The 11,713-nt window shown below is 67.0% G+C and carries 8 protein-coding genes and 1 rRNA gene; 5 read left to right on the forward strand and 4 right to left on the reverse strand.

The features are described 5' to 3' along the window. Nucleotides 1–480: 480 nt before the first annotated feature. Nucleotides 481–2,005: ribosomal RNA gene (locus tag BLV63_RS01580) — 16S ribosomal RNA — on the reverse strand. Between the two features lie 495 nt (nt 2,006–2,500). On the opposite strand from BLV63_RS01580, the gene BLV63_RS01585 reads away from it, so the two are divergent. The 5 genes from BLV63_RS01585 to BLV63_RS01605 all read left to right on the forward strand — a co-directional run bounded on the left by BLV63_RS01585 (nt 2,501) and on the right by BLV63_RS01605 (nt 8,001). Further along, nucleotides 2,501–3,253, forward strand: a complete 753-nt coding sequence (locus tag BLV63_RS01585) for an SOS response-associated peptidase (protein WP_074783930.1) — start codon at nt 2,501–2,503, stop codon at nt 3,251–3,253. Between the two features lie 78 nt (nt 3,254–3,331). After that, entirely contained in the window at nt 3,332–3,757 is a 426-nt protein-coding gene (locus BLV63_RS01590) for an arsenate reductase ArsC (protein ID WP_066213158.1), read from the forward strand. 88 nt (nt 3,758–3,845) lie between these two features. Beyond that, nucleotides 3,846–4,625, forward strand: a complete 780-nt coding sequence (locus tag BLV63_RS01595; protein ID WP_066213161.1) for an SDR family oxidoreductase — start codon at nt 3,846–3,848, stop codon at nt 4,623–4,625. Between the two features lie 149 nt (nt 4,626–4,774). Beyond that, nucleotides 4,775–5,152 carry a hypothetical protein gene (locus BLV63_RS01600; RefSeq protein ID WP_066213165.1) on the forward strand — a complete coding sequence of 126 codons (378 nt, stop codon included), beginning with the start codon at nt 4,775–4,777 and terminating at the stop codon, nt 5,150–5,152. Nucleotides 5,153–5,175: 23 nt separating this feature from the next. Next, a complete protein-coding gene (locus BLV63_RS01605) occupies nt 5,176–8,001 on the forward strand; it encodes a PHP domain-containing protein (protein WP_066213175.1) in 2,826 nt (941 codons plus the stop codon). Here the strand turns inward: BLV63_RS01605 and BLV63_RS01610 are convergent. The 3 genes from BLV63_RS01610 to BLV63_RS01620 form a co-directional block, all read right to left on the reverse strand. Then, nucleotides 7,913–8,506, reverse strand: coding sequence for a short chain dehydrogenase (locus tag BLV63_RS01610; protein ID WP_066214071.1), 594 nt, complete (start codon nt 8,504–8,506; stop codon nt 7,913–7,915). The genes BLV63_RS01605 and BLV63_RS01610 overlap by 89 nt on opposite strands. 105 nt (nt 8,507–8,611) lie before the next feature. Then, nucleotides 8,612–10,003 (reverse strand): aspartate aminotransferase family protein, encoded by a 1,392-nt coding sequence (locus BLV63_RS01615; protein WP_066213178.1) that lies wholly within the window; start codon nt 10,001–10,003, stop codon nt 8,612–8,614. A gap of 120 nt (nt 10,004–10,123) precedes the next feature. Then, nucleotides 10,124–11,614 (reverse strand): CoA-acylating methylmalonate-semialdehyde dehydrogenase, encoded by a 1,491-nt coding sequence (locus tag BLV63_RS01620; RefSeq protein ID WP_066213181.1) that lies wholly within the window; start codon nt 11,612–11,614, stop codon nt 10,124–10,126. Nucleotides 11,615–11,713: the final 99 nt, after the last annotated feature.

The raw sequence follows: 11,713 nt of genomic DNA on the forward strand, positions 1-11,713 counted from the left end.
GCCACCCAGGCCATGACGCTCGCCTTATAAGATGCTCGCGTCCACTATGCAGTTCTCAAACAACAACCCCACACCCCCATCCAACACACCCAACCGGGCACGCCTTCCAGAAGCAGGGCAACCAAACGAAACAACAACCACCACACACCCCCAAAGGAGACATGCGACGGGCCTGTTGCTTCAGGACCCAACAGTGTGTCAACAACCCCTGCACCACCACAACACCACACCCGTTCCAACCAACCGTCACCGGCCGGCGTACTAAAACGCAGCATCACAGCACCCGTACAGGAACCGCACCCCCAGCCGGCAAGCCCCCTTGTTTCACAGGAACCCACCAACCATCACGAGGATGTGTTTTTTCGATATTCCACCCATGAGCACCACACCCCAGGAACGAACGCCCTGGCAGGCGGGTTCTACACTCAACCACCACCACAACCCATGCAGGAAGCGGCCATGATCTCGTTTGCTCCTTAGAAAGGAGGTGATCCAGCCGCACCTTCCGGTACGGCTACCTTGTTACGACTTAGTCCCAATCGCCAGTCCCACCTTCGACAGCTCCCTCCCACAAGGGGTTAGGCCACCGGCTTCGGGTGTTACCAACTTTCGTGACTTGACGGGCGGTGTGTACAAGGCCCGGGAACGTATTCACCGCAGCGTTGCTGATCTGCGATTACTAGCGACTCCAACTTCATGGGGTCGAGTTGCAGACCCCAATCCGAACTGAGACCGGCTTTTTGGGATTAGCTCCACCTCACAGTATCGCAACCCTTTGTACCGGCCATTGTAGCATGCGTGAAGCCCAAGACATAAGGGGCATGATGATTTGACGTCGTCCCCACCTTCCTCCGAGTTGACCCCGGCAGTCTCCCATGAGTCCCCGCCATTACGCGCTGGCAACATGGAACGAGGGTTGCGCTCGTTGCGGGACTTAACCCAACATCTCACGACACGAGCTGACGACAACCATGCACCACCTGTGAACCAGCCCCGAAGGGAAACACCATCTCTGATGCGATCCAGTCCATGTCAAGCCTTGGTAAGGTTCTTCGCGTTGCATCGAATTAATCCGCATGCTCCGCCGCTTGTGCGGGCCCCCGTCAATTCCTTTGAGTTTTAGCCTTGCGGCCGTACTCCCCAGGCGGGGCACTTAATGCGTTAGCTACGGCGCGGAAAACGTGGAATGTCCCCCACACCTAGTGCCCAACGTTTACGGCATGGACTACCAGGGTATCTAATCCTGTTCGCTCCCCATGCTTTCGCTCCTCAGCGTCAGTTAATGCCCAGAGACCTGCCTTCGCCATCGGTGTTCCTCCTGATATCTGCGCATTTCACCGCTACACCAGGAATTCCAGTCTCCCCTACATCACTCAAGTCTGCCCGTACCCACTGCAGAACCAGGGTTGAGCCCTGGCCTTTCACAGCAGACGCGACAAACCGCCTACGAGCTCTTTACGCCCAATAATTCCGGATAACGCTTGCGCCCTACGTATTACCGCGGCTGCTGGCACGTAGTTAGCCGGCGCTTCTTCTGCAGGTACCGTCACTTTCGCTTCTTCCCTACTGAAAGAGGTTTACAACCCGAAGGCCGTCATCCCTCACGCGGCGTCGCTGCATCAGGCTTTCGCCCATTGTGCAATATTCCCCACTGCTGCCTCCCGTAGGAGTCTGGGCCGTGTCTCAGTCCCAGTGTGGCCGGTCACCCTCTCAGGCCGGCTACCCGTCGTCGCCTTGGTGAGCCATTACCTCACCAACAAGCTGATAGGCCGCGAGTCCATCCAAAACCACAAAAGCTTTCCACCACCAACCCATGCGGGCAATGGTCGTATCCGGTATTAGACCCAGTTTCCCAGGCTTATCCCAGAGTCAAGGGCAGGTTACTCACGTGTTACTCACCCGTTCGCCACTAATCCACCCAGCAAGCTAGGCTTCATCGTTCGACTTGCATGTGTTAAGCACGCCGCCAGCGTTCATCCTGAGCCAGGATCAAACTCTCCAAAAAGAAATTCAAAACCCAGCAAACACCAATCCACCACAGGGGCGGTGAAATCAGTGATTACCAAAAAAACATTGGTATCAAAAAAACATGACACACTATTGAGTTCTCAAACAACAGACTGCTCTGCGATACTCACCGGAGCAATTCCTCCAGGCTTTCCCGCCGCAACCCTTCAATCCTAACCCATCAGCTTTCCCTTTCGCAAATCCGCTCCCCGGCCGGATAAACCATCCAACCAGAATTCGAATTCACAAAAACAAACACCAAAGGCACCACAAAAAAGCACCCGAAAATGGTGAATGAAATCAAAGGAATGAGAATCGAAGACCGCCACCAGAACCAGCACAACCGGCCCGGCAACCCGATCTACTCTACACATCCGCCGGACCGAGCACAAATCGGGGACGCTGCGGTGGCTGCGGGCCGTCCGGCACGGAGTCCGACCACCTGCAGAAGCCGGCGAGCGCAGTTCCTCCGGGGCGGACCTATGCTGGGCCTATGTGCGGACGCTATGTCATGGCTCAGAGCGCGGAGGACCTCGCCGCGGAGTTCGAGGCCGACCATTTCGCTGAGGACCGGCCGTTTCCTCCGTCATGGAACATCCCACCCACCAGCGATGTGCCCATCGTGCTGGAGCGGTTGGTCGACGGCGAACTCCGGCGCCGACTGCACATCGCTCACTGGGGTCTGGTTCCACGCTGGGCCAAGGATGAATCCGTGGGCGTCCGTTCCTTCAATGCGCGCAGTGAGACCGCCGCCGAGAAGCCGACCTTCCGTTCGGCGCTCAAGGCCCGTCGGTGCGCGGTGCCCGCCGAGGGGTATTTCGAATGGCTCAAAGGAACGGGGGCGGCTAAACAGCCCTTTTACGTCCACCCTGCGGATGGGAGCCTGCTGGCCTTCGCCGGGCTCTACGAATGGTGGAGGGATCCGGGCAAGGAGGAAGGGGCGCCCGACGCCTGGCTGCTGTCCACCTCCATCCTGACGATGGCTGCACCTGCACCCGACCATGAGGTGCCCGTACTGGCGGAACTCGGCCGGCTCCATGATCGCCTGCCCCTCGCGCTGGGCCGGGATTCGCTGGCCGAGTGGCTCAACCCCTCCGAACACGACGGCGCGGGATTACTCGAGGCCGTCCGGGCCGGAGGGCACGAGCAGGCGTCGCACTGGGTTCTGGACCGCGCGGATCCCGCGGTGGGGAACGTCCGCAACAACTCCCCCGCCCTGCTGCGGGAGTCGGGGTCACTGTTCTGAGGCACCCGGCCTCCGCCGTCGTCGTCCGCACTCTCCCCACCACCCAGACCTCCCGTCCCGACATCAAGGAATCCCGTCATGACCTCGCCTGCGAGCGCCGCCCGTCCGTCCGTGCTCTTCGTCTGTGTCCACAACGCGGGGCGGTCCCAGATGGCAGCGGCCTTCCTGACCCATCTCTCGCGGGGCGCCATCGAGGTGCGCTCCGCGGGCTCTCAGCCGGCTGACGCCGTCAACCCCGCTGCTGTCGAGGCCATGTCGGAGATCGGGATCGACCTCTCGGCGGAGATCCCGAAAGTCCTCACCACCGAAGCCGTCCGGGATTCCGACGTCGTCATCACCATGGGATGCGGTGACAGCTGCCCCTATTTCCCCGGCAAGCGCTACGAGGACTGGGTGCTGGAGGACCCGGCCGGTCAAGGGGTGGACGCCGTCCGGCCGATCCGCGACGAGATCCGGGCGCGGGTCGAGGAACTGATCGCGTCGCTCTCGGAACCGTCGGACTGACGAAGCGAAAGACCCGCTCAGGACGACAGAGCCGTATCTCCGGAATCCAAGGGTGGCCACCGCGCGGGGCGCCCCCTAGAGTCGGGGCATGAACAGAGAACAGCGTCCCATCGCCCTGGTCACCGGCGTCGGACGGCGGCAGTCGATCGGTGCCGCCTTGGCCGTCGCCCTGGCCGAAGAAGGGTGGGATCTGGCCCTCAACTACTGGACCCCCTACAACGAGCGGCTCGGATTGGAGCGCGACGCCGACGCCCCGGCCGCCGTCGCCGAGGAGTGCCGTGCGCTGGGCGCCGCCGTCGAGCTGCTTCCCGGGGACCTCGCCGACCCGGAGACGCCGTCAGCCCTCATCGGGGATGCAGCCGACCGGCTCGGCCCGCTGACAGGGCTGGTGATGTCCCACTGCGAGTCGGTGGACAGCGCCTTTCTCGACACCGGGCTGGAGAGCTGGGACCGGCACTTCGCCGTCAACGCACGGGCCTCCTGGCTTCTCATCAAAGCGTTCGCCGACCGGCTGCCGGTGGTCGAGGAACCCGGGCGGGCGGAGGCCAGGATCGTCGCGCTGACGAGTGATCACGTGGCCTACAACCTCCCCTACGGCGCCAGCAAGGGGGCCCTGGACCGCATCGTGATCGCGGCGGCCACCGAGCTCGCGGACCGCGGCGTGCGGGCCAATGTCATCAATCCCGGCCCTGTCGACACGGGATGGATGAGTGACGAGGTGCGCGCATGGTGCCTCAGGGAGACCGCGGCGGGACGGCTCGGAACCGCCCAGGACACGGCGAACCTGGTGCGTTTCCTGTTCTCGGACGCGGGCTCCTGGATCAATGGACAGCTGCTGCACAGCAACGGCGGTTTCACGATCGGCTGACGTGTCCGAGGCGGACGGGGTGACGTCCGGGGTGCGGGAATTAATGTCAGTGGGGCTGACGTAGACTGGCTTCATTCGAACATACATTCGAAGGTGCGCCTCTGGGGCCAGGGCGCATCGTCCGTCCCGGTCCACCACGGAGGTACACCATGGGCTCCTTCACCCAGCGCCTGAACGTCATCTGCTCCACGGGGAACATTCCGGCCTTCGTGTCCTATGACGGGCGGGAGTACCGGGTATGCCAGATCCCCAGCCGCTGGTACACCCGCAAGGCCCGATGGGCCGAGGACAGCCGGGCGGGCTGCGGACACAGCGGGGACCTGGTGGATTACGAGATCTGGCGGGTCCAGCTGGTGAGGGACCTGAACGGCCAGGAATTGACGCTGGACCTCGCCCACTACACCGAACCGGACCAGTGGCGCCTGATCAAGGTCCACGATGCGCCGTTGCTGGACCGTGAGGACTCCGCGGATGCCGGGGAGCGATCCGGCACCGTTCTCTACGCGGACTTCACGCAGACGGTCTGAGCCGCGGGCGGAACCCACCAGCCATGAGCTTCACCCATCTGCACGTCGCCACGGCCTTCACCCCTGGGCACGGCACGGCCACCCCCAACGAGCTGGCGGAGGCCGCGGCCAGGCACGGCGCGACAGCCCTGGCCTGCACCGACCGTGACGGGCTGTACGGCGCCGTCGAGCACGTCGTCGCCTGTCGCTCGCACGGACTGTACCCCCTTCTCGGCGTGGACCTCGCCGTGCTCGAGCCGGACGGCGACGGCGGCCGGGGGCACGTCTCCGGCCGAGTGGTGGTCCTGGCGCGGGGCGGGGGCTCCGGGTATCCGGCGCTCTGCCGCCTGGTCACGGATGCTCACGCGCACACCCCAGGCCGCGCGGGGAACACCGTCCCGGTGGGCGTGACGCGCCAGGAACTGGCCTCCCGTTCCGTGGACCCCGCGACTGGTTCGCCGGTGCTGACGGTCCTGATCGGACCGGAGTCGGACGTCGGCCTGGCCATGCATGGGCCCCGCTACCTCCGGCCCCGCACCCTGTTCAAGGAATGGCTCGCGGCCATGCCCACCGGGACGATCGCCGCGGAAGTCGTCAGCCATCACGAACCCCAGGGCCACATGTTCACCACCGCACATGCGGCACGGATGCTCAAACTGGCCCGGGAGCACCACGTGCCGGCGATTCTGAGCAATGCGGTCCGTCATCTCGTCGCGCCCCCTCGCCCGGCGGCGGAGATCCGCCTCGCCACCAGTGGTGCGGGACCTCGACCCCTCAGCGCCGATCATTCCAGCAGCGCAGGCCATTCCAGCAGCGCAGCTCATTCCAGCAGCGAAGCCCCTCCCACCCGTACGGGTCATGCGCAGGTCGCAGGAGCCCAGGCCTACCTCAAGGACCTCCGTGGCATGGAGCAGACTGCCCGGGAGATCGGTCATGCGGCCGATCTCCGGGTGAACGATCTGGCCCACCTCCTCCAGGACACGGAGCAGCTGGCGGAGGCCTGCCGGCTCGATCCCGCCCTTGATCTGGGCTGGGGCTCATGGTCACTGCCCGAGCCGACGGTCCTCGGACTCACGCAGTCCCCCGACGCGGAACTCGCCGCACGATGCCGGGATGCCCTGGAGCGCAGCGGGGAGGGCCGGAATGAGGCGACGACGCCGGAACTGCGCGCACGTCTGGACCACGAGCTCGCCGTCGTCGAATCCCGCGGCGCCGCGTCGTTTCTGCTCGCCGCCGCTGACGTCGCTCAGACGATCAGCGGCCTCGGCATCCGGGTGCAGGGCCGGGGCGCCGCGACGGCGAGCCTTGCCGCCCATCTGCTGGGCATCACGCCCGTCAATCCACTCGACCACGGAATGGCGTGTGCCGACTTCCTCGACGCGAGCGCGGGCTCCGACGGCGCCGAGCAGCTCCCGCCCTTCCCGGGGATCGAGCTGGATCTGGAATCGGGCAGGCTGCGGGAGGTTCACCGGGCCTTGGCGCGGCGCTTCGGCAAGGGCCGTGTGTGCCTCCTGGGCTCTGCGCCCGCCGCGAAGGCGCAGTCCGAGGCCAGGGCGCAGTCCGAGGCCAGGGCGCTGCCCGGGGCCCCCGCGCTGCCCCACACCCCCGTACTGCCCGGAGACGCGGTGGAGTCGCTGCTCGGGAGTTCCGACCCCTCCGGCACGCTTCCCGGCGGACTCTCCCGGCGGAGCTCCGGGCTGCTCTTCGGAGACCCGTCGCTCCTGCACCGCATCCCGACCCAGCCGGGCGGCTCGGGCTTGCCACTCAGCCAGTACGCACCCGATGACCTGGCCCACTGGGGAGCGCTGCGGGTCACGCTGCGGGAATCGGCGACGCAGACCGTCATCGCCCGAACCCTCCGGAAACTGACGCACCGGGAACCGGCATCCCAGGAACTTCGGACCGAGGAGACCTCGGCCGGTCTCACCGCGGAACAGATGGAACCCGGGGAGACGGCCTTTGCAGTCACCGGAGCCGAGCAGGGGACGACTCCTTTCACCGATCCCGCGGGGGCGATGGCCGCGCACCACGTGGCCTGGCTCAGGACCCGCCATCCTGCGGCGTTCATCGCCGCGTGCTGGGACTCTCCGACGGACGGAGCACCGCGTCACCTGCTCCGAGCCGAAGCCAGACGCCTGGGGATTCCCGTGCTGCCCCTCGATGTGAACCGGAGTTCCGAGGAGTGCGAGGTGGAGGGTGACCGGGCGACATCCGACGGATTCGCACCCGGGACCAGCGGACCAGGCGGCAGCGGGCTGCGCCCGGGCCTGCGTGACGTGCCGGGGGTGTCGGCCGCCGAGCGGAAACGCCTGATGGATGCCCGGCCCTACCGCACGGTGGACGAACTGTTCACCCGGGCCGGCCTCTCCCGCGCGACCGTCAGGAAGCTCGCCGAAGCCGGAGCGCTCGATGCCCTGTGCGGCCCCGACAGCGGCCAGGATGCGCGCGCGGCGCTGGTCCGCACCCTGCAGGAACTCGGCGCTCGCCCGGCCGGAACCTCCCGCGCCGGGGTCAGCGGTCAGCTGGCGCTGCCCCTCGGGGACGGGCTCGAGGTCCACGACGACGGGCTGGTCACCGGGTCGCCCGTCGACGGCGCCGCGGAGGCTGCCCCGCACGACGACGCGGCCACGGACTCAGAGGGGGCGGAGTCAGAGGGGTCTGAGGGGGCCGAGTCAGAGGCGCCGGAGTCAGCAGCCGACCCGGAGACCCCGAGCGGGGCGACCGCTGGAGCACCCGGGGGACCGGCCGCCGGGCCGCCCGCCGTCGTCGACGGTCCCCGGCTCAGCCGAGTTCGTACACCTGCCCCGTCTGAATCCCTTCCACGGACTTCACATACGCCTGACCCAGTACGTCGGACGGGATCCGGGTGAAACCGGGGAAGGAGTCGAAGTACCCCGGAGCAGCCTCCAGGACACTCGGACTCACCGCATTGATGCGCAGGCCACGGGGCAGTTCCGGAGCGGCCGCCAGGACGAACGACTCCAGGGCCCCGTTGGCGAGGGACGCCGCGGCGCCCGTGAGGATCGCCTCGCGGGCCAGAACACCGCTAGTGAGGGTGAAGGAACCGCGGTCTGCCACGCGGTCCATCCCCAGACGGACGACATTGACCTGCCCGAGCACCTTGTCCTCGAAGCCTGACCGGAAGTCCTCGGCGGACAGCTCCCCCAGCGGCTTGAAGGGCACCGAGCCCGTGCAGCAGATCACGGCATCGACCGTTCCCGCTTTCTCGTACATCGCGCGGATGGACGACTCATCCCGCAGATCCACGGGGATGTCGCCCTTCCGGGACGCCTCCAGCACCTCATGCCGGCCCTGGAGCGCCTCCAGAGCCGCACGTCCCACGTGCCCACCGGCACCCACCAGCAGAATCCTCATGCGGTCCATCCCTTCCCGTCGGGGGCCGCATCGGCTCCCGCGCGCCGTCGAACGTTCGGCTCCAGCCTACTCAGCAGGCCCGGAGGCGCGTGGGAGACCCGGCGGTCACGCGCGGGCGGCCACCGCGGCATCGGCGACGTCCAGCGCGCGGTCGATGACGGCGAGCGCCTCCCGCAGCTGCTCGTCCGGGATGTTGAGCGCGGGGACCACGTGGATGCGGTTGAAGTTGGCGAAGGGCAGCACGCCCCCGGCCTTGATCTCCGCGATCACGGCGTTCATCTCGGGGCTGGATCCACCGTAGGCCGCCAGAGGCTCACGGGTCTCGCGGTCCCACACCAGCTCGATCGCCCAGAAGACGCCGGAGCCACGGACGTCGCCCACGCTCGGGTGCTTCTCCTTGAACGCTTCCAGAGCCGGGCCGATGATCTCCTCGCCCAGACGACGGGCGTTCTCCACCATGCCCTCTTCCCGCATGGTCTCGATGGTCGCCACGGCCGCGGCGCAGGCCAGGGGGTGACCGGAGTAGGTCAGGCCGCCCGGGTACACGCGCTGGCGGAAGGTGCCGAACACCTCGTCGGAGATGATCACGCCACCGAGCGGAACGTAGCCCGAGTTGACGCCCTTGGCGAAGGTGATGAGGTCCGGGGTGATGCCCCAGCGGTCGATCGCGAACCATTCCCCGGTGCGGCCGAATCCGGCCATGACCTCATCCGCGATGAACAGGATCCCGTGCTTGCGGGTCAGTTCCCGCACGCCTTCCAGATATCCCGCGGGCGGCCCGTAGATGCCCGCCGTGCCGGGGACTGACTCCAGGATGACGGCGGCGACATTCGCGGCGCCTTCCAGAAGGATCATGTCCTCCAGGTGCCGGAGTGCGCGCTCGGTCTCCTCGGCCTCGGTCGTGGAGCCGAAGTAGGAGCGGTAGAGGTAGGCGGGGAGGAAGTGCACCACGCCCGAGTCGCCGGCGTCGTTGGGGAAACGGCGCGGGTCGCCGGTGACGTTGACGGCCAGCTCCGTGCCGCCGTGGTAGCTGCGGTAGGCCGAGAACACCTTGCGGCGGCCGGTGTGCAGGCGGGCCATGCGGATGGCGTGTTCATTGGCGTCCGCACCGCCGTTGGTGAAGAACACGTGGTTCAGACCCTCGGGCGCCAGCTCGGTGACGAGCCGGGCCGCCTCGGAACGGGCTTCGTTCACGTGCTGCGGCGCGATGGTGCAGAGCTTGCCGGCCTGGGCGTGGATGGCGGCCACCACGCGGGGGTGCTGATGCCCGATGTTCGTGTTGACCAGCTGGCTGGAGAGGTCGATCAGGCGCCTGCCCTCCCCGTCCCAGATCTCGGAGCCCGCCGCCTTGAGGATCGTCAGGGGGTTGAGGGTGTCCTGGGCGGACCAGGAGTGGAAGACGTGTGCGCGGTCCAGTTCGTGGGCGCGGCGTCCGGCTTCGATCTCTTCGGCGGTGGGTGGGATGGTCTCCGTGCCGGGGAGCGTCTCGAGGCTCATGAGAGGGTCCTTTGCGTGTGAGGGTGAATCTGAAGGGAATGCACGACGACGGCGCGCCCACCCGGGCGGGCCGCCACCCGGCCGCCGGGCTCCCCGCAGCCGCGGGGAGCCCGGGACGGCTCAGGAGTTGGTGGGGAAACCGAGGTTGAGCCCGCCGTGGCTGGGGTCCTGCCAGCGCGTGGTCACCACCTTGCCGCGGGTGAAGAAGTGCACGCCGTCGGCCCCGTAGGCGTGGGTGTCACCGAAGAGGGAGTTCTTCCAGCCGCCGAAGGAGTAGTAGGCCATCGGCACGGGGATCGGCACGTTGATGCCGACCATGCCCACGGTGACCTCGTTCTCGAAGCGGCGCGCCGCCCCGCCGTCGTTGGTGAAGATGGCCGTGCCGTTGCCGTAGGGGTTGGAGTTGATGAGGTCCAGGCCCTCGTCGAAGCCGGGGACGCGGACTACGGACAGGACGGGGCCGAAGATCTCATCCTGGTAGATGGTCATGTCCGGGGTGACGTTGTCGAAGAGGGTCGGGTTGAGGAAGAAGCCGTCGCCCTCCGCGTCGGGGCTGGGGTGGCGGCCGTCCAGGACCACGGTGGCGCCCTGTTCGATGCCGGCGTCGATGTAGCCGGCCACCTTGTCGCGGTGGGCCGCGGTGATGAGCGGTCCCATGTCGCAGCCGCGGGTGCCGTCGCCGATCCGCAGGGTACGGGTGCGCTCGGCGATCTTGGCCACGAGTTCGTCCGCGATCGCGTCCACGGCGACCACGGCGGAGATGGCCATGCAGCGTTCACCGGCGGCGCCGAAGCCGGCGTTCACCGCGGCGTCGGCGGCGAGGTTCAGATCGGCGTCCGGCAGGACGAGCATGTGGTTCTTCGCGCCGCCGAGGGCCTGGACGCGCTTGCCGGTGGCGGTGCCGCGCTCGTAGACGTAGCGGGCGATCGGGGTGGAGCCGACGAAGGAGACGGCCGAGACCTCCGGGGAGTCCAGCAGGGCATCGACAGCTTCCTTGTCACCGTGCAGGACGTTGAACACGCCGTCCGGAAGCCCGGCTTCCTTCCAGAGGGAGGCGAGCCAGTTGGCGGCGGTCGGATCCTTCTCGCTGGGCTTGATCACCACGGTGTTGCCGGCGGCGATCGCGACCGGGAAGAACCACATGGGCACCATCGCCGGGAAGTTGAAGGGGGAGATGATCGCGGCGACACCCAGGGGCTGCCGCAGGGAGTGGACGTCCACCTTGGTGGAGGCGCTCTCGGTGTAGCCGCCCTTGAGCAGGTGCGGGATGCCGCAGGCAAACTCCACGACTTCCTGGCCTCGGGCGATCTCCCCCAGGGCGTCCTCGAGGACCTTGCCGTGCTCGGCCGTGATGATCGCGGCCAGTTCGGACTTGCGGGCGTTCAGGAGCTCGCGGAAGGCGAAGAGCACCTGTACACGGCGGGCCAGGGAGGTGTCGCGCCAGCCCGGGAAGGCGGCGGCCGCGGCGGCCACGGCCTCGTCGGTGGTGGCCTTGCTCGCGAGCGCGACGCGGCCGGTGATCTTGCCCGTGGCGGGGTTGGTGACGTCGCCGAAGCGGCTGCCGTCGACCTCGACCGGCTTGCCGTTGATCCAGTGCGTGATGTTCTGCATGGTGGTCCTTTCAGGGAATGTCCTGGGATCATCCTGCGCCGGGAACCCACCTCGCACACGAGACATACTGTCGCGCATTCAGCGGAAAAACATACACTG

Source organism: Arthrobacter woluwensis, from assembly GCF_900105345.1.
In the GTDB taxonomy this organism is placed as follows: domain Bacteria; phylum Actinomycetota; class Actinomycetes; order Actinomycetales; family Micrococcaceae; genus Arthrobacter_E; species Arthrobacter_E woluwensis.